27 protein-coding genes are annotated in these 25,529 nt (G+C 65.8%); 19 read left to right on the forward strand and 8 right to left on the reverse strand.

The window, feature by feature from the left end:
* Window positions 1–35 precede the first annotated feature (35 nt).
* Window positions 36–1,709: a PHP domain-containing protein gene (locus BJ988_RS06825; RefSeq protein WP_179657331.1), complete on the reverse strand. Its 1,674-nt coding sequence runs from the start codon at window positions 1,707–1,709 to the stop codon at window positions 36–38.
* Window positions 1,710–2,190: 481 nt separating this feature from the next.
* On the opposite strand from BJ988_RS06825, the gene BJ988_RS06830 reads away from it, so the two are divergent.
* Complete coding sequence (locus tag BJ988_RS06830; protein WP_179657332.1) at window positions 2,191–2,355, forward strand: hypothetical protein; 165 nt, start codon at window positions 2,191–2,193, stop codon at window positions 2,353–2,355.
* On the opposite strand, the gene BJ988_RS06835 is transcribed toward BJ988_RS06830, so the two are convergent.
* Window positions 2,347–3,303, reverse strand: a complete 957-nt coding sequence (locus BJ988_RS06835; RefSeq protein WP_179657333.1) for an AraC-like ligand-binding domain-containing protein — start codon at window positions 3,301–3,303, stop codon at window positions 2,347–2,349. The two genes, BJ988_RS06830 and BJ988_RS06835, sit on opposite strands and share 9 nt — an antisense overlap.
* A 232-nt stretch (window positions 3,304–3,535) precedes the next feature.
* Here BJ988_RS06835 and BJ988_RS06840 point away from each other — a divergent pair, with 232 nt between their 5' ends.
* From BJ988_RS06840 to oxdA, 8 genes are all read left to right on the forward strand, one after another.
* Window positions 3,536–5,074, forward strand: a complete 1,539-nt coding sequence (locus BJ988_RS06840) for an amidase (protein WP_179657334.1) — start codon at window positions 3,536–3,538, stop codon at window positions 5,072–5,074.
* On the forward strand, window positions 5,071–5,790 hold the full coding sequence (gene nthB, locus BJ988_RS06845; RefSeq protein ID WP_179657335.1) for a nitrile hydratase subunit beta: 720 nt from the start codon (window positions 5,071–5,073) through the stop codon (window positions 5,788–5,790). The genes BJ988_RS06840 and nthB overlap by 4 nt, the downstream gene beginning before the upstream one ends.
* Window positions 5,787–6,389 (forward strand): nitrile hydratase subunit alpha, encoded by a 603-nt coding sequence (nthA, locus tag BJ988_RS06850; RefSeq protein ID WP_179657336.1) that lies wholly within the window; start codon window positions 5,787–5,789, stop codon window positions 6,387–6,389. The genes nthB and nthA overlap by 4 nt, the downstream gene beginning before the upstream one ends.
* Window positions 6,386–6,820: a nitrile hydratase accessory protein gene (locus BJ988_RS06855; protein ID WP_179657337.1), complete on the forward strand. Its 435-nt coding sequence runs from the start codon at window positions 6,386–6,388 to the stop codon at window positions 6,818–6,820. The genes nthA and BJ988_RS06855 overlap by 4 nt, the downstream gene beginning before the upstream one ends.
* Window positions 6,821–6,868: 48 nt before the next feature.
* Complete coding sequence (locus BJ988_RS06860; RefSeq protein ID WP_179657338.1) at window positions 6,869–7,066, forward strand: CbtB domain-containing protein; 198 nt, start codon at window positions 6,869–6,871, stop codon at window positions 7,064–7,066.
* Between the two features lie 11 nt (window positions 7,067–7,077).
* On the forward strand, window positions 7,078–7,893 hold the full coding sequence (locus tag BJ988_RS06865) for a CbtA family protein (protein WP_179657339.1): 816 nt from the start codon (window positions 7,078–7,080) through the stop codon (window positions 7,891–7,893).
* Between the two features lie 4 nt (window positions 7,894–7,897).
* Window positions 7,898–8,272 carry a hypothetical protein gene (locus BJ988_RS06870; protein WP_218860632.1) on the forward strand — a complete coding sequence of 125 codons (375 nt, stop codon included), beginning with the start codon at window positions 7,898–7,900 and terminating at the stop codon, window positions 8,270–8,272.
* 72 nt (window positions 8,273–8,344) lie between these two features.
* Window positions 8,345–9,418 carry an aliphatic aldoxime dehydratase gene (gene oxdA / locus BJ988_RS06875; protein ID WP_179657340.1) on the forward strand — a complete coding sequence of 358 codons (1,074 nt, stop codon included), beginning with the start codon at window positions 8,345–8,347 and terminating at the stop codon, window positions 9,416–9,418.
* Between the two features lie 478 nt (window positions 9,419–9,896).
* Here oxdA and mftR read toward each other — a convergent pair whose 3' ends face one another.
* Complete coding sequence (gene mftR, locus BJ988_RS06880) at window positions 9,897–10,508, reverse strand: mycofactocin system transcriptional regulator (RefSeq protein WP_246321420.1); 612 nt, start codon at window positions 10,506–10,508, stop codon at window positions 9,897–9,899.
* Between the two features lie 140 nt (window positions 10,509–10,648).
* Between mftR and mftA the strand changes: the two genes are divergently transcribed.
* Genes mftA through mftF form a run of 7 tightly spaced genes read left to right on the forward strand, consistent with a single transcriptional unit; the run spans window position 10,649 to window position 16,426 of the window.
* Window positions 10,649–10,747: a mycofactocin precursor MftA gene (mftA, locus tag BJ988_RS06885; protein WP_179657341.1), complete on the forward strand. Its 99-nt coding sequence runs from the start codon at window positions 10,649–10,651 to the stop codon at window positions 10,745–10,747.
* 20 nt (window positions 10,748–10,767) lie between these two features.
* Window positions 10,768–11,040, forward strand: a complete 273-nt coding sequence (gene mftB / locus BJ988_RS06890) for a mycofactocin biosynthesis chaperone MftB (protein ID WP_179657342.1) — start codon at window positions 10,768–10,770, stop codon at window positions 11,038–11,040.
* 10 nt (window positions 11,041–11,050) lie between these two features.
* Window positions 11,051–12,262 carry a mycofactocin radical SAM maturase gene (mftC, locus tag BJ988_RS06895; RefSeq protein ID WP_179657343.1) on the forward strand — a complete coding sequence of 404 codons (1,212 nt, stop codon included), beginning with the start codon at window positions 11,051–11,053 and terminating at the stop codon, window positions 12,260–12,262.
* A gap of 30 nt (window positions 12,263–12,292) precedes the next feature.
* On the forward strand, window positions 12,293–13,531 hold the full coding sequence (gene mftD, locus BJ988_RS06900; RefSeq protein ID WP_179657344.1) for a pre-mycofactocin synthase MftD: 1,239 nt from the start codon (window positions 12,293–12,295) through the stop codon (window positions 13,529–13,531).
* A complete protein-coding gene (mftE, locus tag BJ988_RS06905; RefSeq protein ID WP_179657345.1) occupies window positions 13,528–14,199 on the forward strand; it encodes a mycofactocin biosynthesis peptidyl-dipeptidase MftE in 672 nt (223 codons plus the stop codon). The genes mftD and mftE overlap by 4 nt, the downstream gene beginning before the upstream one ends.
* Before the next feature lie 11 nt (window positions 14,200–14,210).
* Complete coding sequence (locus BJ988_RS06910; protein ID WP_343051510.1) at window positions 14,211–15,005, forward strand: mycofactocin-coupled SDR family oxidoreductase; 795 nt, start codon at window positions 14,211–14,213, stop codon at window positions 15,003–15,005.
* Window positions 15,002–16,426, forward strand: a complete 1,425-nt coding sequence (gene mftF, locus BJ988_RS06915) for a mycofactocin biosynthesis glycosyltransferase MftF (protein ID WP_179657347.1) — start codon at window positions 15,002–15,004, stop codon at window positions 16,424–16,426. Before BJ988_RS06910 ends, mftF begins: the two co-directional genes overlap by 4 nt.
* A gap of 72 nt (window positions 16,427–16,498) precedes the next feature.
* On the opposite strand, the gene BJ988_RS06920 is transcribed toward mftF, so the two are convergent.
* Both BJ988_RS06920 and BJ988_RS06925 read right to left on the reverse strand, forming a co-directional pair.
* Window positions 16,499–18,001, reverse strand: coding sequence for a long-chain-fatty-acid--CoA ligase (locus BJ988_RS06920; RefSeq protein ID WP_179657348.1), 1,503 nt, complete (start codon window positions 17,999–18,001; stop codon window positions 16,499–16,501).
* Window positions 18,002–18,416: 415 nt separating this feature from the next.
* Window positions 18,417–18,989 (reverse strand): cupin domain-containing protein, encoded by a 573-nt coding sequence (locus BJ988_RS06925; protein WP_179657349.1) that lies wholly within the window; start codon window positions 18,987–18,989, stop codon window positions 18,417–18,419.
* A 292-nt stretch (window positions 18,990–19,281) separates the two neighbouring features.
* Here BJ988_RS06925 and BJ988_RS06930 point away from each other — a divergent pair, with 292 nt between their 5' ends.
* The 3 genes from BJ988_RS06930 to BJ988_RS06940 all read left to right on the forward strand — a co-directional run bounded on the left by BJ988_RS06930 (window position 19,282) and on the right by BJ988_RS06940 (window position 22,201).
* Window positions 19,282–20,211: an alpha/beta hydrolase gene (locus tag BJ988_RS06930; protein WP_179657350.1), complete on the forward strand. Its 930-nt coding sequence runs from the start codon at window positions 19,282–19,284 to the stop codon at window positions 20,209–20,211.
* A gap of 122 nt (window positions 20,212–20,333) precedes the next feature.
* Window positions 20,334–21,368: an NADP-dependent oxidoreductase gene (locus BJ988_RS06935; RefSeq protein ID WP_179657351.1), complete on the forward strand. Its 1,035-nt coding sequence runs from the start codon at window positions 20,334–20,336 to the stop codon at window positions 21,366–21,368.
* Between the two features lie 158 nt (window positions 21,369–21,526).
* Window positions 21,527–22,201: a TetR/AcrR family transcriptional regulator gene (locus BJ988_RS06940; RefSeq protein ID WP_179657352.1), complete on the forward strand. Its 675-nt coding sequence runs from the start codon at window positions 21,527–21,529 to the stop codon at window positions 22,199–22,201.
* Window positions 22,202–22,604: 403 nt separating this feature from the next.
* Here BJ988_RS06940 and BJ988_RS06945 read toward each other — a convergent pair whose 3' ends face one another.
* Genes BJ988_RS06945 through BJ988_RS06955 form a run of 3 tightly spaced genes read right to left on the reverse strand, consistent with a single transcriptional unit; the run spans window position 22,605 to window position 25,501 of the window.
* Window positions 22,605–23,474, reverse strand: a complete 870-nt coding sequence (locus BJ988_RS06945) for a mycofactocin-coupled SDR family oxidoreductase (protein WP_179657353.1) — start codon at window positions 23,472–23,474, stop codon at window positions 22,605–22,607.
* A 36-nt stretch (window positions 23,475–23,510) separates the two neighbouring features.
* Window positions 23,511–23,990: a VOC family protein gene (locus BJ988_RS06950; RefSeq protein ID WP_179657354.1), complete on the reverse strand. Its 480-nt coding sequence runs from the start codon at window positions 23,988–23,990 to the stop codon at window positions 23,511–23,513.
* A gap of 2 nt (window positions 23,991–23,992) precedes the next feature.
* Complete coding sequence (locus BJ988_RS06955) at window positions 23,993–25,501, reverse strand: CoA-acylating methylmalonate-semialdehyde dehydrogenase (protein ID WP_343051511.1); 1,509 nt, start codon at window positions 25,499–25,501, stop codon at window positions 23,993–23,995.
* Between the last annotated feature and the right edge of the window lie 28 nt (window positions 25,502–25,529).

Consider the following 25,529-nt stretch of genomic DNA (forward strand, 5'->3'; position numbering starts at 1 on the left):
CGTATTCACGACGTGTGACGACGGGCGACGCACGTTCAGTGCACGTCGATGAAGATCGGGTTCGTGTAGAGCCAGGTGTCGGCCCAGGGATCACCGTCGTTGTCGACGTGGGTCATCGGGCCCGCGGGATCGATGTCGCTACCCAGGAACCCTACGCCGTTGCGACGGCCGTCGCTTCCGCGGAGCCGAACGTAGGACTGTCCGTCGGCCCGGCCGAGGGGGATCCGCAGCACATAGGTCCCGCGGCGCCCGCTGGTGTCGATCTGCTGCACGACCCGCGTAGCAGGTGCCCGCCACGAGTCACGGTCGGTCGCGGCACCGGTCACCGCTCCGCGGATCACGTCCAGGTGTGCGAGCTCGGGGAGGATGCCGTGGGGGTTGGGGCGATTGGCCGAGGCCACCCGGATCCGGAGCTCCAGCCGCTCCCCGCGGGAAACACGGAGCCGCCCACCGAGGGTCACGCCCATGGCGGGGGGTGCGTCAGCAGCAGCCAGTCGCACCTCGAGGCCGTCGACCAGGTGCCCGTGATCGACCCAGACCCGACCACGCCGCAAGGCGTCCATGACCTCGAGATAACCGTGCCGTGTCACACCGACGTGCGTGCGACTGAACTGGCCGGGCCAGAAGTCGCTTCCTGGCTGGGGTGTCCCTGTGTCGGTGGGGGAGGGCTTCCAGCCGAGCGAGTCGAAAGTTTCGCCTGGCGGCATGTCGCCGTCGCGCCAAGTGTCCCAGATGGTGCGGTGGTTGTCGGAGTTGGTCGTGATCGAGAACATCCGTCCCTCCGAGAGCATCGCGTCCCAGAGACCGCCCACGGTGGCTGTCATCCAGTCGAAGCCACCGAAGGTTCGGTACGCGGCGGCCGGGTATCCCGGGAAGGAGTCGGGGCGGGGAGCGTTGACGTACTCGCCGCGTTGCGCGCCGGTGCTGCCGCGGTGTGCTACCCATGCTGGGTCGGCGTCACCTTGGGCACCGGGGGCGCCTTCCATGCCGACGCAAATCCCTTCGGCTGCGTCGCGCCACGCGCGGATCTCGTGCGGTGAGTCGATGCCGAGCCGCGAGGGGTGGTTGGCCAGGACCACCACGTCGCCGACGCGCGACGTAGCCCGTTGATCGGCTAGCCAACGGAGCGCGGCGACGGCCCGTGCCTCGTTCTCGGGCAGGTTGGCCTCCCAGCGGTTGAGCTTGCCGTCCCAGCGTCGCTCGAAGTCGCGAAGCAGGTCGACCTCGTTGGGACCGGGCGCGACGAGGACGGTGCCGTGCTCTGCGGCAGGGATGTACCACTCCAGGCCTTGGAAGATCAGCTGCCTCGGGTGACGGCGCCGGGCTGCCATGATCTCTTCGTGCTCGGCAGCGGCGCCCTTCTCGGCGTGCCCGATGTTGCTGTGCTCGGTGAAGGCCATCCAGTCGAGTCCGTACTCGGCGCCTTTGCGGGCGAGCTGGTCGAAGTCGTACTTCGCATCGTGGCTGTACCGCGTGTGGACGTGGTGGTCGCCGACCAGCCAGGCCAGCCGGGGGTCACCCCCGCCAGCTGCGGCTGCCGCCGCGGATCCTGGAGAGCCAACTGCGCCGGAGGCGAGTGAGAGCGCGCCGAGGGCGCCGGCGCCGCGGAGGAACCCGCGCCGGGACGCCCCCTGGGCGTCCAGCGAGGCAAGAGGGACGGTGGGGTCGGCCCACCGCGGGAGTTGGCTTGGTCTCACGTGCTCGGGCATAGGGGCTTCTCCATAAGGGATCGTGCTGTGGTCGGCCCTCACCATCGGGTAGTCCTGTGGCCGCGCAGTGAACGATCACCCCGTGCCCGATGGCCGGCCTGTGTCGAGGCGGCTCTCGGTGCCAGTCGGGGCGCGACTTCCTTCGGGCCGGTTAGCGAGCCAGGCCGCCTGCCAGCCGGGGCGCCCGCAGGCCGCTGGCATCCCGATGGTTCGCGGGGCCTGGCAAGGTGGGGCGACGACGGCCCGGAGGCGGTCAGCGTCCCAATGGCTTGGTCTGGTACTGGGCGATCTCGATCGATTCTGCAGCGATTCGGCCGGCACCTTGTGCCCGATCGCGCCGTTCAGCGCACGCGCGGTCGTGGTTCCGCGGATGGGTCTCGGTCAGGGGGGGGCAACAGACTCGCACAGACTGTTCTGAGCGCCGAGCCCGGTTGCGTCGATTGACAACGCTCATGCAGGCGGGTCGACTGACGAATCAATAATGACTACGGCCACGGCAGATGCTGCCTTCGTCGGATCGGCGGTGTCCGCGGTCATGGCGTCGGTCCAAGCCGGCGAAGTGCGTCAGCGCACCGGAATGGACGAAGTCGAGGCGTACGCCGCGCTTGCCGATCTGGTGATGGAAGGGTTGACGGTCTCAACGTGACATGCGCGTTCCTCGCGCCGCGTTCCGGGCTTCCCCTGGCGTCATCTCGAAACGTCCCTTGAAGAGCCGGCTGAAGTGTGCGGGTTCGGGGATGCCCCAGCGGCTGGAGACCGTCTGGATGCGCTCGTCCAGCGGGGATGTCGTGAGGTCCCGATATGCCCGTTGGAGGCGCTGCTCACGCACGTATCCGGCGACCGTCACGCCGTCGCTCGCAAAGAGGCGGTGCAGGTAGCTGAGCGAGATGCCGCAGGCGTTGGCTATGTCAGCGGGAGAGAGGGCTGGGTCGCCTAGATGCTGCGCGATGAACGTCTTGGCCAGGCCGAGGTGCACGCTCGGTGGGCTGCCACTGAGCTCGCCATCCGACATGAACGCGACGTACATACTCACCAGCGCGTGCTGGAGAGCAGTCTGCTGGGTGGGGTCAGAGGCCGACGCCCGCCCGGTGGCCAGGGAGGACATCAGTGCGCCGAGCGCCCCGCCGACGCCGTCGGCGGATGACCGGGCCCGGGCGGTCCGTGTCACCAGGAGCTCATTGGACAGCGGCAGCAGCCGCTTGGGCAGCAGGCCGATCGTGAACTGGAAGTCCCCAGACGTCTCCACACGGAACGGTCGCGAACTGTCGTAGAGCGTGATGTCGCCCGGGCTCAGCGCCGCCGTCCGGCCGTCCTGCTCCATCCGAGCCTGACCCAGGTCGACCATCAAGACCTGCAGGACCTCGGGGTCCCCGGACCTGACGTCCTTGCTCCTTCGCTCGAACCGGTGCCGAGTAGCGCGGATCCGTCGCAGCCCGGTCTCGGCAAGCATCGAGCCGGCGACCCGGCCACGCAACTGGCCAGCGACCGGCTCGACTGCGAGGGGAACGAAGTGATCGCACACGCAGGCGCGCCAGTAGTCCGACCGTTCGGCCTGCGACACGGCCGCGGTGTCCACCTCGAACGAATCCGGCATATCCCATGATGCAGTCCAAACGATGGGCGACGTCAAGCACTCGATGGACAAGGATCGCGCCCCAGTTGCACCCGGGTGCACATCTGTTGCACCTCGCTACCCAAACGTGTTCCACATCACCCTTTCCCGTAGACAGCGCAGGGCCTGCAGCCGTTTCCTCGCTCTGTGAGTCGATGACGACTTCCCCGGTCAAGGACTGGAACAAGTCAAGGACGAGAACAAGGAGTGGCTGATGGAGTTGCCAACTCGTGAAGCGGTCGAACTGCTGGCAGAAGAGCTGCGGCTCCGAATCCCGGAGCAGGATCTGGACTTCTACCACGCAGCGGCTTCCGGACTGCTCGGCTCGTGGGCCGTCATAGACGACCTCTACGAGCGCGAGGTGGCCCCGAGGGCCCTCGAGCGCGAGTGGGCTGAGCCCGCGGAGAACCCGCTGGGGGCCTGGTACGTCACCACCGAGCTCAGCGCCGGGGAGTCGGGCCCCATGTCCGGCCGCCGTGTGGCCATCAAGGACAACGTCGCCGTCGCTGGTGTCCCGATGATGAATGGGTCCGAGACCGTACGCGGTTTCGTGCCGAAGGTCGATGCGACCGTGGTCACTCGGCTGCTCGAGGCAGGGGCGACCATCGCGGGCAAGGCGGTGTGTGAGGACCTGTGTTTTTCCGGGGCCTCGCACACCGCCAAGACCGGTCCGATCCGGAATCCTTGGGACACCGATCGGACCGCCGGAGGTTCCTCCAGTGGTGCCGCTGCCCTGGTTGCGGCAGGGCAGGTCGATCTTGCGGTCGGCGGTGACCAGGGTGGCTCCATCCGTATTCCCTCTGCCTTCTGCGGCGTTGTCGGGCACAAGCCCACATGGGGGCTTGTGCCCTACACCGGTGCTTTCCCGATCGAGCAGAGCATCGACCATCTGGGGCCGATCGCTCCCACAGTCCGCGATGCCGCCGGGATGCTTTCGGTCATCGCCGGGGCGGACGGTCAGGATCCGAGGCAGCCCGTCGAGGTGGCCGGGGTTGACTACGTCGCAGCGCTGGACGAGCTCGACTCAGGTCTTCGGATCGCGGTCGTGACCGAGGGCTTCGAGCAGGCGAACTCCGACCCAGGCGTCAACGCTGTTGTCCGGGACGCGATCGAGCGCCTCACCGCCGCTGGGCACTCCGCCGACGAGGTTTCGGTGCCGTGGCACAAGCACGGCGCCGCACTGTGGGACGTGATCTCGGTCGAGGGAGCCACCTGGCAGATGGTCGACGGCAACGCGTACGGACTCAATTGGAAGGGCACCTACGACCCGGACCTGATGGCGTTCTACGGAGAGCGCTGGCGCCAGAATCCGGCCGCTTTCTCGGAGACGGTCAAGCTCGTCGCCCTCGGCGGGACGTACGCCCTTCGACACGGGTTCGGCGCCAGCTACGGCAAGGCCCGCAACCTCGAAGGGGTTCTGGGCCGTGCCTACGACACGGTCCTGGACGAGTACGACGTCATCGTCATGCCCACGTTGCCCATAACGGCCAGCCTCATCCCTGCAGCCGACGCCGGGGTCGAGGAGATCGTCGTCCGGGCCCTGGAGATGGTCTCGAACACGGCTCCCTTCGATGTGACCGGCCACCCCGCGTGCACCATCCCGGCCGGTCTCGCCGACGGCCTCCCTGTGGGGCTCATGGTAGTCGGCAAGAGGTTCGCGGACGCCGATGTTCTGCGAGCCGCCCACGCGTTCGAGCAGACGCTCGGCACCCTCACCGCACCCACCAAGTTGCAGAAGGAGTTCACCTCATGAACGGAGTATTCGACCTCGCCGGCACAGACGGCGTAGGGCCGGTCATCGTCCCCGACGAGGAGCCGGTCTTCCGGGCCGAGTGGGAGAAGGCCGTCTTCCCGATGTTCGCCATGTGCTTCCGTGCGGGCTTCTTCGGCGTCGACCAGTTCCGCCACGGCATGGAGCATATCGATCCGGCCGTGTACCTGAAGTCGCCTTACTACGAGCACTGGGTACACACCGTCGAGCACTTCGGGGAGAAGCTCGGCAAGCTCGACATGGCGGAGCTCGACCGGCGTACGGCCCACTACCTGGCCAACCCGGACGCCCCGCTTCCCGAGCACGCCGATGCCCCGGAGCTGCTGGCGTTCGTGAACGCCGTCGTCCCCGCCGGCGCCCCGGCCAAGCGTCCTTCGGACAAGGTCGCCCGCTTCAAGGTCGGCGACATCGTCCGTGTTGACCGCTCCGCGCCCAAGGGACACACCCGCCGGGCCCGCTACGTCCGTGGCGCGGTTGGCGAGGTGGTCATGCACCACGGCCCGATGGTCTACCCCGACACGGCCGGCAACGGCCTGGGCGAGAACCCCGAGCACGTCTACACCCTCAGGTTCACCAGCGAGGAGCTGTGGGGCGCCGAGCACGCCGAACCCAACGGCTCCGTCTACTTCGATGTCTGGGATCCCTACATCGAACTCGTCACCTCCGCCACCGACAACACCGAAGGAGCAGTCGCATGAGCGCCACCATCCGTACCCAGGAGGAGATCGCCGCTCGTGTCAAGGCGCTGGAGTCGATGCTCATCGAATCCGGCGTCATGACCACCCAGGCCATCGACCGGATGGTCGAGATCTACGAGCACGAGGTCGGGCCGCAGCTCGGTGCCAAGGTGGTCGCCAAGGCGTGGAGCGACCCGGACTTCAAGGCCCGGCTCGTCGAGGACGCCAGCGAGGCCTGCAAGGAGCTCGGCATCAGCGGCCTGCAGGGCGAGGACATGGTGGTCGTGGAGAACTCCGAGAGCGTCCACAACGTCATCGTGTGCACCCTCTGCTCCTGCTACCCCTGGCCGGTCCTCGGCCTCCCGCCGAACTGGTACAAGGACCCGCAGTACCGCGCAGCAATCACCCGCGAGCCGCGCAAGGTCCTGAGCGAGGCGTTCGGCTTCACCGTCCTCGACAACGCCGAGGTACGCGTGTGGGACTCCAGCAGCGAGATGCGCTACTGGGTCCTGCCGCAGCGTCCGGGCGGCACCGACGGCTGGACCGAGGAGCAGCTCAGCGAGCTGGTGACGCGTGACTCGATGATCGGCGTCGGGCCCGTCGCGCCGGTGGCATCATGACCGCCGCAACCTTGCCGGGCCCCTACACCCCTGCCGAGGTGCTGAGGGAGTCTCGACGACAGGTGCAAGACCTCGTCTGCGGAATGCCGGGCACCGACCCGAGCCAGATGGGCTTCGAGTTTCCCTGGGAGATCCGGGCCTTCGCCATGGCGGTCGCCGCACACAAGGCACTCGGGTTCGACTGGACCGAGTTCCAGGCCGCGCTGATCGCATCGATCCAGAAGTGGGAGGACGCCACGGGCTCGACAGCTGAGCAGCCGTGGTCCTACTACGAGCACTGGGTCGCGGCACTCGAGACGGTGATGGCAGTCCACGGCTCCCTCCCCGAGGCAGATCTTGACGCGAAGACCCAGCGGATCCTCGCCGAGCCGCCCAACCGCAACCACCACGAAGCTCACACCGAGCCCATCGCGATAGACCCCGCCAGCTGATCTCTCCCGCTGTTACCTCCCGCTGTTCCCAACCGAAAGGAACCCATCATGGCAACCGAGAACACCGCCTCCCTTGGCGGCAACCTGACCGCAACGGCCATGGCGCTCGCCCTTGCCGCAGTCGCCCTGTTCAGCGTGCTGTTCCTCCTGCAGGAGAACGGCGCTGTGATCGGTGCGGACAACGGCATGTGGCTGCACGAGGTCACCCATGACGCGCGGCACGCCCTCGGCGTTCCCTGCCACTGAGCGACGAGCTCATGACCAGCACCCCAGCCACCCTGGGCCGCACCGTCGGCCACGGCGCCCTCGCGGGCGCCGTGGCCGGCTGCGCCGGCGCCGCGGTGATGTACTTCCTCGTCGAGCCCTCCATCCGGACTGCGATCGCGATCGAGGACGCAGCGAGCAAGGCGGCAGAGTCCTCGGGTCACTCCCACACCCACGCGCCGGGTCACACCCACGTGTCCAGCGAGCTGGTGACCCGTGGTGAGCAGGTGGTCTACGGCATGCTGACCGCGGTCGTCGTCGGCACATTCATCGGCGTCGCCTTCGCGCTCGTGCACCGATACTTCGGTCGCCGGATCGCGGGTCGTGGCCTACCTGGGTCCGCGTTGATTCTCGCGGCTCTGGGATTCCTCACGCTCACGCTTGCTCCCGCCATCGTCATCCCGGCCAATCCTCCTGCGGTCGGCGACCCAGCGACGGTCAACCTCAGGACCCTGACGTACGTGGGCACCATCGTCTGCGCTGTCGCCTTCACCGGAATGGTCATCGCGGCTTCACGGGCGACTTCGCTCTCGACTCGGAACCGCACTCTGGCCGCCAGCGCCGTCGCTGTTGCCGGTGTCATGGTTCTCCTGTTCGGGATTCCGAACCGTCCCGACGCCATCCCCGCCGATGTTCCAGCTGGTCTGATCTGGTCATTCCGGCTCGGGTCGATCGCACAGCTTGCGTCGATGTGGCTCGTCATGGGAGCGGTCTACGGCTGGCTCGCCACAGGATCTCGGAAGAGCAAGGCCGACACGACAGCACACGACCGGGCCGGCGCCCCGGCTGGCCCGCTCTCCTCGGTCTGATCTCATGGGAACGACGACCAGCCCTCGGGTGCGGATGTGTCGCGGTTGCTGCTGCGGCACCGAACGCAAGCACCCTGATGTCGACCACGACGCCATCGCAGCCGCCCTCGAAGACTCACCAGGGCCAGCCATTTCGGTCGTCCGGGTGGACTGCCTGTGGGCATGCGAGCACTCCAACGTCGTCGTCATCAACCCCGCCACCGAGGCCCGCCAGCGCGGTGCACGACCTGCATGGATCACTCAGGTCAACACCCTGCAGCGCGCCGAAGCCGTCGCGAGCTGGGTGCGCGCCGGCGGGCCTGGGCACGCGCCCGCACCCGCCGAGCTCGGCCCCATCCTGACCGGCGCCGACATCCACAAGCGCACGACCGGCTGGTAACGGGCCAGCGGGCCGCGGGAGCACAGGCTGCCCCCAACCAACGAAACTCCGCAGGAACCGAAAGGCACAACCATGGAATCCGCGATCGACACCCACCTCAAGTGCCCGCGCACACTCTCTCGGCGAGTGTCCGAGGACTACACCCCGCCCTTCCCGATGTTCGTGGCACGCGGCGACAAGGCGATCCAGCAGACTGTCATGGCCTACTTCGGGGTCCAGTTCGAAGACGAGTCCAAGCGTCCGCAAGCTCTCGCCGCGTTCCAGCACATCATCGGCACGTTCAGCCTGGCGGACGGCCCCCTGAGCCACGACCTCACCCACCACGTCGACAACCAGGACCACCACAACCTGATGGCGGTCGCATACTGGACCGACCCCGCGGCGTACTGCCGCTGGCTTCGCTCCGACGACGTCAACGGCTGGTGGTCTGCCGACGAGCGTCTCGACGAGGGCCTCGGCTACTTCCGCGAGATCATCGCGCCCCGTGCTGACCAGTTCGAGACGCTGTACGCGTTCACCGAGGATTTCCCCGGCATCGGCGGCGTCATGGGTGAGCGTGGCACCGGCAGCACCGTGAGCGGCGAGATCGAGGAGCACGGCTATTGGGGATCGATGCGCGATCGGATCCCGGCCTCCCAGGTCGACTGGATGGAGGCGACCGAGGACCTGGTCGTCGTCTCCGGCGACCCGTCGAAAGACGGCCGCGTCATCGTTCGCGGCCACGACAACATCGCAGTGATCCGCTCCGGCCAGGAGTGGAGCGCCGCCGGTGAGGAGGAGCGCAACCTGTTCTTCGATGAGATCCTGCCAAGCCTTCAGGACGGTATGGACTTCCTCCGCGACAACGGGGCCGAGATGGGCTGCTACAGCAACCGCTTCGTCCGCTCGATCGACATCGACGGCAACGAGCTCGACGAGAGCTACAACATCGGCCACTGGCGCGCGCTCGATAAACTCGAGCGCTGGGCGGAGTCGCACCCGACGCACCTGCGGATCTTCGTCACGTTCTTCCGCGTCGTCGCGGGTCTGGAGAAGCTCCGCCTCTATCACGAGGTGTCGGTCTCGGACGCCAAGGATCAGATGTTCGAGTACATCAACTGCCACCCGCAGACCGGCATGATGCGAGACGCCCAGGCTCTCGCCTGACCCACATGCTCCGTTGCCGGGCGGCACCCGAGGCTGCCCGGCAACGGATTCCAATGCTGAAACTTCCCAGCCGAGAACGAAAGCCTGACCGATGACGACCACGACTTGGTGCTACGACGACGACCTATCCAGCCGACTTCGGCGAATGGGCTTGGGTCCCAGTCGGCACGAGATGCCGATATCTGTGCGACCGTTCTTTCGGTAGTCGCCTCTGTGAGGGACTATCCACGGTGCCGGGGGAGGAGTGGCAGCAGTAGGCTCTGCGGTAGCGAGACCACTTTGCTCCAAAGAGCGCCGTGACGGTCAGCGCTGACCCACCGCGTGCCCGGCCGGGGACATCAGGTTCAGGCGTGGACCGATTCGGCGAATTGACTCTGCCGCACCTGATCGGTGGCGCAGAGCTGACAGCCGAGCTCGAGGCGAAGCGCGCGCGATCGCCGAGGGCACCTCCGTCGCCGCGGCGCAGTAGCGGCAGGTCTCAGCACGAGACGTACGAGCGCAGGTGGGCCATCGTGGCGTCGAGCAGGTCGGGGAGTGAGGCGTCCTCGTCGGCGAGCCATGCCTGATACGAGGTCAGGGCGAGGGCGAGCGAGACCTGACCGACGGTCTGGGGGAGAAGACCGTCTGGGCCGAGACCGGTGCGCTCGGCGACGTACTCGGCGATGACCTCGCGCCAGCTGGCGTAGCGGAGCACCGAGTGGGCCTGGAGTGCCGGGGTGGTCAGGATCAGGCGCATCCGGTCGCGGTGGCTGGGCTGCGCATCGGCGGGGAAGTCGTTGAACGCGAGTACGCCCCGGTGGACCGCTTCGTGCAGCGGTACGTCTGTGGGCATGGAGCGCAGGATCTCGCGGAAGGCGTCGAGGGTGCGGTCGAACTGTCCCCAGGGGATGTCGTTCTTGGAGGGGTAGTAGCGGGTGATGGTGCGCCTTCCGACCCCGATCGCCTCGCCGATGTCGTCGAGGGTGGTGGCCTCGAAACCCTTGGTCACGAAGAGCCGGAAGGCCGCCTGCTCGATCTCCGCGTGCGTGGTCGCGGCGGGGCGACCGCGGAGCGAGCGGCGCCGTGTCGCGGGGGCGGGCATGGTCGGCATCTGCCGAATCTATCAGCAGCGGTTTAGGCAAAAGAATAGTTCGTTCCGGCATTCCCCTATCTTTTTGACCCTGAGTGTCATTAATGTGTTGCGCATCACCACAACCGCGTCTTCGGGCGCCGAGGATGAAGGAGAGTGTCATGACCCCTGAAGAGAGCACCCAGGTCGTGGACGAGGCCCTGACCGAGGAGTCGTTGATCGAGGAGGTCTCGATCGACGGCATGTGCGGCGTCTACTGAGCCGCGAACCGAGTGATCTGATGACCGCTGTGAGCCTGGACAGTGCGTGGAGCCTGTCGCCGTCCGTGGAGCTGCGTCCGGAGCCTTTCGGGGCGTTGGCCTACCACTTCGGGAACCGGAAGCTGACCTTCCTCAAGCGTCCCGAGCTGGTGGCGGTGGTGCGTGCCCTGGGATCTCACCCGGATGTGCGTGGAGCGCTCGAGGCATCAGGGGTGCCGGAGGGCCAGCACGCTGCGTACGTTGCTGCGCTCTCCGGCCTCGCCAAGACCGACATGATCCGCCCTGTGGCGTGAGGAGACTGTGATGAAGCTGGTGGAGCACTTCGAGCTCGGCCTGGATGCGCCGATCTGTCTGACTTGGGAACTGACGTATGCGTGCAACTTGGAGTGTGCGCACTGCTTGTCGAGCAGTGGTCGGCGTGACCCGCGTGAGCTGAGTACGGAGCAGTGTGAGGCGGTGATCGATGAGCTGCAGCGGATGCAGGTGTTCTATGTGAACATCGGCGGCGGTGAGCCGACCGTACGTCCCGACTTCTGGCACCTGGTCGAGTACGCCGTCGCTCACGACGTGGGGGTGAAGTTCTCCACCAACGGTGTCCGGCTCACTCCGGAGCGGGCGCGGTGGCTGGCGGCCAGCGACTATGTGGATGTCCAGATCTCCCTCGATGGTGCTACGGCCGAGGTCAATGACCGGGTGCGGGGGACGGGTTCGTATGACACCGCGATCACTGCGCTGCGCAACCTGCACGAGGCGGGGTTTGGTGATGCGAAGGTGAGTGTGGTCTGCACCCGGGAGAACATCGGGCAGCTCGACGAGTTCAAGGCGATCGCTGACCGGTTCGGTGCGACGCTGCGGTTGACCCGGTTGCGTCCCTCGGGTCGTGGCGCGGATGTGTGGGATGAGCTGCACCCGTTGCCCGAACAGCAGCGGGAGCTGTACGAGTGGCTGGTCGCCAACGGTGACAACGTGCTGACCGGTGACTCTTTCTTCCACCTGGCGGCGTTCGGGCCGGAGGACGGGAGCGGTGCTCTGCCGGGGCTGAATCTGTGCGGAGCGGGCAGAGTGGTGTGCCTGATCGACCCGGTCGGAGACGTCTATGCCTGCCCGTTCGCGATCCACGACGAGTTCCTGGCCGGCAACCTGCTCGCCGACGGCGGCTTCGACAAGGTGTGGAAGACCTCGGCGCTCTTCCGGGAGTTGCGTGAGCCGCAGACCGGTGGTGCCTGCTCGGGCTGCGCCCACTACGACTCCTGCCGTGGCGGTTGCATGGCGGCGAAGTTCTTCACCGGGCTGCCGCTGGATGGGCCGGACCCGGAGTGTGTCCAGGGCTATGGCGAGTCTGCGCTGGCCGGTGCCCGGACCATTCCGGCGGCTGGTCAGGACCACTCCCGCAGCGCTCCCAGCCGTAACGCGCCAGTGCTGCTGACCCTCTCCCGACGCCGACCCGACGCCGAGCTGGCGCCACCGGTGAGCGCCTGCGCGGAGTCGCCGCTGGCCGGCTTCGCCCCCAACTGACCCTCTGAAGACAGAAGCGAGAAAACTGACATGGCCTGGAAGAACCCCTGGAAGCAGAACCCGTGGTTCGAGTCCGTCGCGGTGGCGCAGGAGCGTGCCCGCAAGCGGCTGCCGAAGCCGGTGTATGCGGCTCTGCTGGCCGGGTCTGAGCGCGGCCAGACGATCGCGGACAACCAGCAGGCCTTCGCCGACCTCGGGCTGGCGCCGCATGTGGCTGGCCATCACGACAAGCGCGAGCTGTCGACCACGGTGCTGGGCCAGGAGATCGGGTTCCCGGTGATCATCTCGCCCACCGGCGTACAGGCCGTCCATCCCGACGGTGAGGTCGCGGTCGCGCGGGCGGCGGCGGCCCGGGGCACGGTGATGGGGCTGTCCAACTTCGCTTCCAAGGCGGTCGAGGAGGTCGTGGCGGCCAACGCGGCGACGTTCTTCCAGATGTATTGGACCGGTGACCGGGAGGTGATGATCCGCCGGATGCGCCGGGCCCACGCGGCCGGGGCGAAGGCGCTGATCGCCACCCTGGACTGGTCGTTCTCCATGGGCCGTGACTGGGGCAGCCCGGAGATCCCGGAGAAGGTCGACATCAACGCGATGCTCAAGTTCGCGCCCCAGGTGATGAGCCGCGGGAAGTGGATGGCGGCGTACGCCCGCAGTGGTGGCATCCCGGACCTGACCGCTCCCAACCTGGCACCGATCGCCGATGACGGCAGCCTGGGGGAGCCGCCCACGTTCTTCGGTGCCTACTACGAGTGGATGACCACGCCGCCGCCGTCGTGGGACGACGTGGCCTGGATGGTGAGCACCTGGAAGGAGTTGAGCGGAGGCAAGCCGTTCATGCTCAAGGGCGTGTGCCGGGTCGATGACGCGCTGCGTGCGGTCGATGCGGGTGTGGATGCGATCTCGGTCTCCAACCACGGCGGCAACAACCTCGATGGCACCCCGGCCACGATCCGGGTGCTGCCTGCGATCGCGACCGCGGTGGGCGACCAGATCGAGGTGCTCCTCGACGGTGGGGTACGCCGCGGCTCCGACGTCGCCAAGGCACTCGCCCTGGGTGCCCGTGCGGTGATGATCGGGCGTGCCTACCTGTGGGGCCTGGGTGCCAACGGCCAGGCCGGTGTCGAGAACGTCCTCGACGTCCTCCGCAATGGCCTCGACTCCGCAGTCCTGGGCATGGGCAAGGCCTCCATCCACGACCTCACCCCCGCCGACCTGGTGATCCCCGACGGCTTCGAACTCGCCCTGGGCCGACCACTGGGCCGGCCGTGAGCCTGGTCGACCGTCCGTCGCCGGAGATCGTGCCGGGCGGCACGGTCCTGGTGCCGGTCGGGTCCACCGAGCAGCACGGCCCTCACCTGCCGCTCGACGTCGACACCGTGATCGCGACCGCGGTCGCCGACGAGCTCGCCCCGCTCATCGGCGCCTCGGTCGCGCCGGCGGTGCCGATCGGGGCCAGCGGGGAGCACCAGTCGTTTCCGGGGACCATCTCGATCGGGACCGCGGTGCTGACCTCGGTCCTGGTCGAGCTCGGCCGCTCGCTGACCACCTGGGCCGCCCGGGTCGTCCTGGTCAACGGCCACGGCGGCAACCTGGACGCGGTCACGGCCGCCGTCACGGTCCTTCGCGCCGAGGGGAGAAAGGTCGCCTGGGTGCCCTGTCAGGTGCCCTACGCCGACCCGCACGCCGGGCTCACCGAGACCTCGCTGATGCTGCACCTGGACCCCGAACGGGTACGCCTGCGACAGGCCGTAGCGGGCAACACCCGGCCGCTGCGTGAGCTGCTGTCCCAGATGTGCGCCGGGGGAGTGGAGGCGGTCTCGGCCAACGGAGTCCTCGGCGACCCGACCGGCGCCAGTGCGGAGATCGGCAAACGAATCCTCGCCGAGATGGTCTTCGCTGCCTACGACCGTCTGCAGATCGGTGTCGTGGCGCGATGAAGCCTGATGCGGTGGATGCAGACGAGGTGGGACGGGTGGCGCTGGTGACCGGTGCGGCTCGCGGAATCGGCGCCGCTACCGTCCGTGGTCTGGTGGCCGAGGGCGTACGCGTCGTCGCGCTCGACTGGTGTGCGGGTGAGGACTCGCCGGCCGGCTATCCCCAGGCCACGAAGGCAGACCTCGACACCCTCGTAGCCTCGCTCCCGACCGGCTGGGTCGAGCCGGTCGTCGGTGACGTACGCGATCCGGCGGCGCTCACCGCCGCGGTCGATGCCGCGACCGACAGGTGGGGACGGCTCGACATCGCCGTCGCCGCCGCCGCGGTGATCGCCGGCGGCCGCCCGTTGTGGGAAGACGACTCGCTCGACCTGCAATGGCAGATCGACGTCGCCGGGGTCTGGAACACCGCGGTCGCGGCTGTTCCCGCGATGCTCGCCGGGCCCGACCCCAGCGGCTGCAGGTTCGTCGCACTAGCCTCCGCAGCGGGCACGCGAGGGCTGTTCCACCTCGCCGCCTACAACGCCGCCAAGCACGCCGTGGTCGGGCTGGCGAAGGGCTTGGCCGCCGACCTCGCTGGGACCGGGGTCGCCGCCTGTGCCGTCTCACCGGGCTCCACCGACACCGCGATGCTCGCCGCGACCGCCGACCTCTACGCGGTCAGCACCGACGACCTCGCCGCCCACCAGCTGCTGCGCCGCACGCTCACGCCCGACGAGGTCGCCGCCACCGTCGTCCACGCCTGCTCGCGTGCCGGGGCGGTCCTCAACGGCTCGGTCGTCGCCGCCGACGGAGGCTTCGGCGGATGACGCTGCCGGATGGGTTCACGGTGCGGGTGCGCGATGACGTACGTCTCCGTCCGACGCCCGACGGAGGGCTGTCGCTGGTCGGCGGCTCCCCGTTGCGATCCATGCGCCTCACACCGGCCGCCGCCGGCCACGTGCGCAACCGGCAGGTACGGGTCGGCGACACCGCCACCGACCTCATCGCCCGCCGCCTGCTCGACGGCAACCTCGCCGACCCCGAGGGCCTGACGCCGGTCGACCCGGCTGAGCTCACCGTCATCGTCCCCGCCCACGACCGGCCACAACACCTCCACCGCTGCCTGGCCGCCCTCGACGGACTCAGCGTCATCGTCGTCGACGACGCCTCCCGCGACTCGGACGCAGTCGCCGAGGTCGTACGCCGCCACAGCGCCACCCTCCTCGCACTGACCGAGAACCGCGGACCCGCCGGCGCCCGCAACGCCGGCCTCGTCCGGGTCACCACCCCCTACGTCGCCTTCGTCGACTCCGACGTCACCGCCGTCCCGACGATGCTCGCGCAGCTGGCCGGCCACCTCGCCGACCCGCGGGTCGCGCTGGCGGGACCGCTGGTCCGGGGACATACCGACAAGGCTCGACCCTCCTGGTTCGAACGCCACGACGTGACCGCCTCCTCCCTCTCCCTCGGCACGAGGGCCTGCTCGGTCCGCCCCGGCGCGGCCGTCGGCTGGCTGCCGTCGGCCTGCCTCGTCGCCCGCACCGCCACGCTGAGAGAGGCCGGCGGCTTCGCCGCCGACCTCCGCGTCGGCGAGGACGTCGACCTGGTTTGGCGCCTGGTCGAGGCCGGCCAGGTCGTCCGCTACCAGCCCGATCTGGAAGCGCTGCACGAGGTCCGCGACACCGTCCGCGGCTGGCTCGGCCGCAAGCTCGTCTACGGCACCGGCGGCGCCGAGCTCGGCCGCCGCCACGGGGACGCGATCGCCCCGGCCGTACTCTCACCGGCCATGGCCACCGCTGCAGCCGCGATCCTCGCCGCCCGCTGGTGGTCGACGCCCGCGGCACTCGCCTCGCTGGTCTGGGGGAGTCATGCCGTCGACGCAGCACTCCCGGACGTACCCGGCCGCACCGGACTCGCCATCCGCATCGCCGCCCGCGGACTCGGCTGGTCACTCCGCCAGGAGTCAGCCCTCCTGCTGCGCCACTGGTGGCCGCTCACCGTCGTCGCCTGCCTGCTCAGCCGCACCGCACGCCGCATGGTCCTCGCCGCGCTCGTCGTCGACACCGCCGTCGCCCTCCACGAGACCGACATTCGACCCACGACCCTCCTGGGCCGCCGCCTCGACGACCTCGCCTACGGCACCGGACTCTGGCTCGGTGCCGCGAGATCGCGGTCCGTGCAGTGCCTCACCCCGCGCTTCGCGCGTCAGCCCAGGGCCTCGGTACCGACTCGAGCAAACAACGCTTGACCTCAGCCCCGCAGGTCGATCGACAGGCCCACTTGCTGTGATCCGGGTCGATACAGGGGAGACTCTTCCTGCTCAGCGGTCGGCCGGGGGCTCGACGTTTCTGCGTAGGATCTTGCCTGTAGGGCCCTTCGGCAAGCTCGACACGAACCAGATCTTTCGGGGATACTTGTAGTCCGCCAGACGCTCTCGCACAAACTCGACTAGTTCGTCGGACTCGGCTCGGGCTCCCCGTTTGAGTGCCACCGCTGCTCCGATCTGCTCCCCGAGGTATACATCCTTGATCCCAATCACCGCAGCCTCGGAAACGGCCGGATGCTCGTACAGCACCTCTTCCACTTCGCGTGGATATACGTTGTACCCGCCCCTGATTATCACGTCCTTCTTTCGATCGACGATACTGTAGTATCCGTCGATGTCCAGCCGCGCTATATCTCCCGTGCTGAACCAGCCGTCCACGATCGACTCCTCAGTCGCCTCTGGTCGGCCCCAGTAGCCCTTCATGACGTTCTCGCCCTTGATCTGAATTTCTCCAGGAGCGGTGAGGTCACTCAACTGATTTCCAGCCTCGTCGACTAGCCGGAGTTGGCAGCCACGCACGGGAGTTCCGATCGTCCCGGGCTTGCGCGGCTTGCCTGGCTGGTTGAAGCAGGCAATAGGAGCTGTTTCAGATAGGCCATAGCCTTCATATACTTCGCAGCCGAACTGGCTCTCGAAGGCCTTCAACACTTCGACCGGCATCGGTGCTCCGCCAACGATGCAACAGCGCAGTTTCGACAGGTCTGCCGAAACTGCGTCCGGAGAGTTCAAGAGCGCGGAGTACATGGTGGGAACGCCTTCTAGAACCGTAACCTTGTCGCGCTCGAGGACGCGTAACGCCACTTCTGCGTCAAATCTAGGAATCAACGTGAGCAGGGCGCCCGATTTCACTGCGGCGTTCAATCCGCAAGTCAGCCCGAATACGTGAAAAAGCGGCAAACAGCCAAGGATGACGTCATCGGGAGATGTTTGGATAAGAGTGTCTACGGTTGTAGCAGCATTTGTAACCATATTGGCGTGCGTGAGTTCTGCTCCCTTAGGATTTCCAGTGGTTCCGGAGGTGTAGAGCAACACAGCAGTGTCATCCGCGCTCCGCGCAACAGGTTCCTCGAGAGGGTCTCCGAGTAGTTCCAGAGCGGCGGGGCCTTGGTCTCCGACCAGAAGCGCTGGGATTCCAACATCGTTCGCCGCCTTCGCTACCGCGTCCCCTACTGCATGAGAGCCATAGACGAGTGACATACCGGAATCTTGAATGTAGTACGTGATCTCGCGGGACTTCAGCAAGGGGTTCATCGGGACAGCGATGGCCCCAGCCATGAGGACCCCGTAAAAAAGAATGGGAAACCCCGGGACGTTCGGCATCACGATGCCTATGCGATCACCGGGCCGGATACCCCGAGCTTGCAGATCGCCCGCCACGGCCCCGGCAGCACGCCTGAGTTGGGAATAGTCCAGCGTGATGCCGTGCAACCTGATCGCTGGCCTATCGCCCAAGTCACGTGCGGTATCAATCAGGTTGTTGGCTAGGTTCGAAGACATGACGATTCCTCTCTCGATCTTGGGTAGTTAACGGATTGTGGTGCCCGCGCGACGGATTGGGAGGACGGCGGGTCCAGCATGTAGTCCATGCGTCGTCGATGATCTTTGATCGCCCGGAAGGGATCTCTCCGAAGGTGGCGATAGAGCGTGCCGTCTCTGAGGCGGCGGATGTGTGGGGGAGAGGCATGTTCACGTGCATCGCACAGTTGGTGATGCCGCAGCCGCGGAGCCGACGCTGCAGGCGCAGTGGATCGAACTCTGGGCCGATTCATCGACGCCGCCGCCGCTATTGAACGGGACCGTTCTGCGGGCGGTGCCCTGAACGAGCCGCTGGCTCGTGCTTTGGCGGCGGCGCTGATGTGGGTCGGCGAGAAAGATCTTGGTTTGATGAGGTCTCTGGTGCTGAGCTCTTGGGTTAGAGGTCTCGGGGGTGGGGGATCTCGGGGAACATCTCGAGTCCGTAGTTGGTCTTGAGGTTCTCGACCTCGGCGGTGAGTTGCTCGGGGGTGCGCAGCTCTCGGTTGCGGGCTTCGTAGAAGTATTTGTCGATGCCGCCTCCGGGCTCGAAGCCGTTGCTGTCGGGTCCGGGCACGAAGATCACGAGGATTCGGGCCTCCTCGCCCACGACCTCGTAGGTGTGTCGCTGGTCCTTGCGGCCCCAGACGAACTGTCCGGCGCCGGCGCTGTGGGACCCCTCTTCGGTGTGGATCTTGATCTCGCCGCTCATCACGAAGAAGCCCTCCTCCTCGCGGTGGTGGATGTGCCAGACCGGCTCGGTCCCGCGAACCCAGTTCGTCTCGATGACGATCAGCTGGCCCTGGGTGGTCTCCCCGGTGGCGTGGGTCCAGAAGTCCACGCCGGTCATGAAGTCGCCGGTCATGGTGAAGTGCACATCGTCGCGGTGGGAGACGTAGCTCTCTCCGTCGCGGGTTGTCGACGGCTGAATCTGGTCGACCTGAATCTGGTCGACATCGGACTTGGTGGCCATGGTGGCCCCTTTCGTTTCGCTCGCTGTGTGGGCGAGTGGGTGAGGCTGACTCGTACAGGTTTGAGACTAGACTCACAGTTGAACATCGTCAACAGGCTGTCGAGTCTTGAGAGGCGTCGATCAAACCGACATGCTGTTGACGATGAGCGACGCTCCGTGCAGAGTGGGGTCTGAACGTGCCCAGCCTGTGCGTCAGAGGCCAGACATGACGCCGGGAGACATACGACGGAACAGGAAGAACGACTGTGTTACAGGAAGTGAACCCTCGCTCAGCGGATAGCGCGGCCTGGTGATGGGTACCCTCGACCCTCAGGTAGTTGACCTGCTTGCGACCCTGTCCAAGGCTCCCCCTGCACAACCCTGGGACGTACCTATCGCGTCTTACCGGGCGGCTGGCGAGAAGTTCGTCGCCCTGGCTGGAGCTCCGAACCCTCACTGCGACGTGAGGGACTTCGTGATCGACCTGCCGGGAAGATCTGTCAGGGCTCGTATCTATCGTCCCAAGGGGGCTGTCGGAAGCCTGCCCGGCGTCGTCTACTTTCACGGCGGTGGGTTCGTCAGGGGCAGCCTTGAATCGCACGACGTGCTTTGCCGGGAGTTGAGCGTACGAGGCGGGTTCAGCCTGGTCTCTGTCGACTTCAGGCTGGCGCCCGAGAACGTCTTCCCGCGGGCTCACGCCGACGCGATGGACTCGTTCCGCTGGGTGTCGGATCATGCTGGCGAGCTGAACATACGACGAGACGCGTTGGCGGTTGCCGGCGACTCAGCGGGAGCGATGCTCGCAGCGGCGACAGCAGTACGCGTTCAAGAGCGCACACCTGTGCGGGCGCAAGGTCTTCTTTGTCCGGTGCTCGATGTAACCCTTACCAATGACTCCGTTGTGCGAAACGAACAGGCGCCGTTGTTGTCGCGCCAGGTCCTGGCATGGTGTATTGACCAGTACTTCCCGGATGTGGAGACGCGACAGTCTGCGGCCGCATCGCCGTTGATGAGGCCGAGCCTCGCGGACGCCCCTCCTGCGTTCATTCTCAGTTCGGAGATCGACCCTGTCGCTGATGATGCTCGGCAGTACTCTGCCAAGCTGGAGAAATTTGGCGTCGGATCTGAACATCAGGAGTTCGCAGGGATGCCTCACAGCTTCTTTCTCCTTGCCGGCGTGCTTGAACCGGGCGAGCGCGCCATCCTCACTTTCGCGGAGAAGTTGTCCGGCCTACTCCGGTAGAGGTGGCTCGCCAGTCGCCTTGGCCGAAGTCAACGGCCTGGAATCGACATACTGTTGACGATGATCCACTGAACGTCTATTCTTCTGGTCACGCTTGACTTCCAATCTCTTGAGGAGACGCGATGAGTACGCTTACCAATCGGCACTATCGGTTGCGCAGTCGACCAACCGGCGAAGTAACGGCCGAGAATCTGGAGTGGACCGAAGAGCCGGTGCCTGAGATTGCGGAGGGGCAGGCTCTGATCCGCACGCACTACCTATCGGTGGACCCCACAAATCGGGTGTGGATGAGCGAGATGCGCTCTTACATTCCTCCGGTAGAGCTGAACGCGGTCATGCGGGGTGCGGGTGTGGGGCAGGTCGTTGCCAGCATGCGTGAGGACCTGCCGGTCGGTGCGCATGTCGTCGGTCTGACGGGTTGGCAGGACTACTGTGTTGCTGATGTCGCGCACGAGGACATGCCATTCACGATTCTTCCCGATCCGCTCCCGGCTCCTCTTCCTGCCTTCGTCGGAGTACTGGGCCACACCGGGATCTCGGCATACCTCGGGGTGGAGTTCGGGGATCCCAAGCCAGGGGAGACCTTCTTCGTCTCGGCCGCAGCAGGAGCCGTTGGATCCATCGCTGGCCAGCTCGCGAAGCGACGAGGTGCACGGGTCGTCGGGCTTGCCGGAGGTGCTGAGAAGTGCCGATACGTTGTGGAGAAGCTGGGCTTCGATGCCTGCGTCGACCGGCGTGACGACGACTGGAAGGCTCAACTCGACCTCGCTACCCCGGACGGTATCGACGTGGATTTCGAGAACGTGGGCGGCGAGATCATGGACCATGTACTTGATCGCCTGAACATCGGGGCTCGAATCACGCTGTGCGGCCTGATCTCGGAATACAACACCTACGGTGGAGACAACAACACGCAGCAGGGTCTCCGCAATGTTAGCCAGCTTTTGATGCAGCGAGCCACTCTTCGCGGGTTCATTGTTTTTGATCATGTGGATCGATACGGAGAGATCATCACTGAGCTGGCCAAGGATCTGTCTGTGGGGGCCTTGCGTGGCGAGGACACGGTGGTCGACGGTTTGGAGAACGCTCGACTCACGTTGAACCGCAGTATCGCAGGAGAATACCGCGGGAAAGTCGTGGTTAAGGCAGTTGACTGACGCGCGGGCAGGTGCGAGCGACCCAGCTCAGCGATGCTCAATAGCGCGAACTCGCGCCGTGCCAATGCCGTCCGACGTTGCGCGACGTCGGACGGCATTGGAATGGGAAGTCAAAATGCCAATGTGTGTGTGCCTTCGATCTGCGCTACGATAGAGACATGGTGGCTTCGTTTTCCAACGGTCTCAGTGGTGCTGAACCTCGGGCTGGTAGGCGGAATCTCAAGGGCGACATGCGGGAGCAGGCGATCCTTGAGTGTGCCTATGAGGCCTTGCGCAAGGAGCCGATGCGGACGATCTCGATTGATCGCCTCGCGAAGGGCGCTGGTTTATCACGGTCTTCTTTCTACTTCTATTTCGAGTCCAAGTGGCAGGTTCTCTCGGCGCTTTTGTCGAGCGTAACTGACGATGTGTTCATTGCGTCGTCAATGATTTTTGATCGACCGGAAGGGATCTCTCCGGAGGCGGCGATAGAACATGCCGTATCTGAGGTCGTGGACGTGTGGGAGAGGCATGGTCACGTGCTTCGGGAGGTTGGTGACGCCGCAGCGGCGGAGCCGGCGCTGCAGGCACAGTGGGATCGAATTCTGGGCCGGTTCATCGACGCCGCTGCAGCGGCTATTGAACGTGACCGTTCTGCGGGCGTTGCCCTGGACGGGCCGCCGGCTCGTGCTTTGGCGGCGGCGCTGATGTGGATGGGCGAGAGAAATCTTGGTTTGATGACCATGCGTAGCGCGAATGCTATTCCGGTGGACGAGATCGTCGAAACGACGACGACCGTGTGGCTCAGAACCGTATTTGGTCTTGAATACCGGGGAGGATCGGCCAGGAGCTGAGGCTGTCGGGTCGGTCTGCGCTTCCTGCCGCCAGCTCAAATGCCTCGATCGCAGCGAGCCGGATTCCGTAAGGGTCCGGCTCGCTGCGATTGGTGATTCTACCCAGGTGACTATCTGCGTATGGCTGGCACAGGCAGCGCGCTGCGTCAGGGTGCGGCCGAGCTCGGTGATCTCATCGAGCCCGTCGGGGACGCCAGAGTCAGCGACCCGAAGAGCCTCGAGCCGACATCCAACTCGAGCTCTGAAACGGTGCTGATGCTGTCAACCGCCAGCGCAAATTAGGTCGATCGCAGCGAACCAGGATCCGCAAGGGGCTTGGTTCGCTGCGATCGACGGATCTATGTAGCTGTACACCTGTGTAGGGCTAGTGCACCTTCGTACACCGTCTATCTGTTGCGAGGCGCTACTGCTGTTGGTCGGCGGCCATCTTCGCCATGTTCAACCCGGGCATGAGCATGTGGCCGCCATCAACCAGCATCTCGAGCCCCGTCGTCCAACGGGAGTCGTCGGATGCCAGCCAGAGCACGGCCTCGCTCATCGCGCGCGGCGGGAGCAGCCCGACGTCACGCAGGACCGACCAGTACTTGGCGCCTTCGAGATCTGCCTTCACGCCCTGACCGGGGCCCTTGCCTGAACACAGGTCGTACCCGCCCTGCCAGTCCAGCGCGGGGGTGTCGGTCGGGCCCGGGAGCAGGATGTTCACCCGGATCCCGTACTGTCCGAACTCGAGTGCTGCGCTCTTCGCAACCCCGATGACGCCGTGCTTCGAAGCCACGTAGTGCGCGTAGTGCGGTGATCCCTCCACGCCGTTTCCGGAGGACGTCACCACGATCGAACCGCCGCCACGCTCCTTCATCGCCGGAGTGACAGCCTTCAGCGTTCGCCAGACGCCGGTGATGTTGACGTCGAGCACGGCCGAGAACTCGTCCTCGGAAATGTCGGCGAACGGCTGAACCGTCCAGATCCCAGCGTTCGCGACGGCTACATCCAGACCGCCAAACGCTTTCACGCCTTCAGCGACAAGCTTGTCGAGCGAGGACTGCTTTCGGACATCGCCCTCGTGCGCGATGATCCGTCGGCCGAATGACTCGACCTCTTTCACTGTGATCTGGAGATCCTCAGCCGTTGCAGTCGCGTACGGAAGCCCGGTGTCTTGGGGACAGTCGAGGGCGAGAATATCGGCGCCCTCCTCGGCGAGTCGTACTGCATGTGCCCGCCCCATTCCACGCGCTGCCCCGGTGACCAGGGCAACCTTTCCGTCCATTCGTCCCATAGTGTTTCCTTCCTTGAATTGCGATATCGTCGAGAGTTAACTGCTTTGATCATGTCCCTGAAGTTCGGCGGTTCCCGGGGCGATGAGCTGTAGAAGAACGTCGATCCCCGGAGGTTCGGTCCATACATGATCCGAGCCGGCGATCTGGAACGGCCCATCGATCCGATCTGGGCGGCCAGGTCCGCGAATAGTGCACCCCCTTAGGTCGACCTCGCCTAGAGACTTGTCGAACCTGAGAGCAATATGATCGATCTTCGCCGATTCGTGCCCGAGTGCATCCGACAGTGCCGTCGGTTCATCGATAGTGAAAAGTTCGATGGTGGCCGATGCTAAGGCGAAGAAGGATGCACGAATATTGAGCGCGGGAGCTTCGAACGTGGAAGAGATGGAAAGTCCGAATCTTCTCTGCCACTCGTTCGAGGACGCCTCCAGGTTGCGAACCATGATTCCTACATGATCAAGCCGTGGGAACTGGGCCGAGACGCTGCTCTCGGAGCCAGCTGTTTGATCAGGCATTGTCACTGGCTCCCGGCCGCGACAAAGTTCGGCGTGACGCCCCTGCTGGGTTCCGTCCAGCGCTGGGTGACCACCTTGGACCTGGTGTAGAAGCGGTAGGCGTCGTAATTCAAACCATCATCGCCGAAGCGCGAATCACCCCACCCGCCGAAGCCGAACCACGAGATCGGCACTGGAATCGGCACGTTGACACCGACGCTTCCTGCCTGCACATGATGCGCGAAGTGGCGGCTCGCTGCTCCACTGGAGGTGAAGATCGACGCACCATTTCCGTATGGACTGGCGTTGACAACTCGGAGTGCCTCGTCAAGATCGTCAACGCGGACCACGCTGAGGACCGGGCCGAAGATCTCGTCCTGATAGAGATCGCTGTCGACCTGTACGTGGTCGACGAGGCTCGGCCCAACGAAGTGCCCCTCCCCGCGGGAATCAATTGCCCGACCGTCCACGACGACCGTTCCACCTTGGCTTCCTGCTGTGTCCAGTGCGCTGCGGACCCGTTCGAGCGCAGCCTCCGAGATGAGTGGGCCCATGTCAGAACCCTCCGCGTTGCCCGGGCCGGTCGTGAACGCTTCGGCTCGTTGTGCTGTCTTCGCAACGACCTGGTCGGCAACGTCGCCAACGACGACCGCCACCGGTACAGCCATGCATCGTTGACCTGCGGCTCCGAATGCCGCCGATACCAAGGCATCCGCTGCCGCGTCCAGGTCGGCGTCGGGCATCACGACCAAGTGATTGTTCGCTCCGCCCAATGCCTGCACCTTCTTGCCGGCTTCGGCAGAGCGGCGATAGATCTCACGCGCGACGGGAGTGGAGCCAACGAAGGACACGGCTGCCACGTCAGGGTGGTCGATCAGCGCGTTCACTGCATCGACGCCCCCATGCACGACGTTGAAGACACCCGCTGGGAGGCCCGCCTCAGCAAGGAGCTGAGCCATGCGCACGGAAGCTGATGGCACTCTCTCGCTTGGCTTGAGCACGAATGAATTGCCGCAAGCGATCGCGGCCGCAAACATTGACACCGGGACCATCACGGGGAAGTTGAACGGAGTGATGCCAGCGCATACTCCGAGCGGTTGGCGAAAGGAATATGTATCGACGCCATTGGCGACCTGCTCCGCGTACTCGCCCTTCAACTGCTGGACCGCAGACGCCGCAACCTCGACCGCTTCGACGGAACGAGCCACTTCGCCCCTCGCGTCAGCGAGTGTCTTTCCTTGTTCCGCGGTGATTATCGAGGCGATCTCCTCGCTATGTTCCAGCAATAGACTGCGAAATGCGAGGAGAATCGTTGCCCGGGCCGGGGTCGGAGTCGACGCCCAGGATTCCGCTGCGTTTCGTGCGCTAGCGACGGCCTTGTCAACAAGATCAGCGCCTCCCAGTCCGACGGTCCGAACTGCATGGCCCGTTGCTGGGTCGACGATCTCGACCTGTTCCGCGGCAGCCGAATCTGCGGGAGCACCGTCGATCCAGTGTGGAACTGTTTCGAACTGAATACCGGTTGTAGTCACAGAAATCTCCAAGGTGCGAGGTGGTGAA

The organism is Nocardioides panzhihuensis (assembly GCF_013408335.1).
Taxonomy (GTDB): Bacteria; Actinomycetota; Actinomycetes; order Propionibacteriales; family Nocardioidaceae; genus Nocardioides; species Nocardioides panzhihuensis.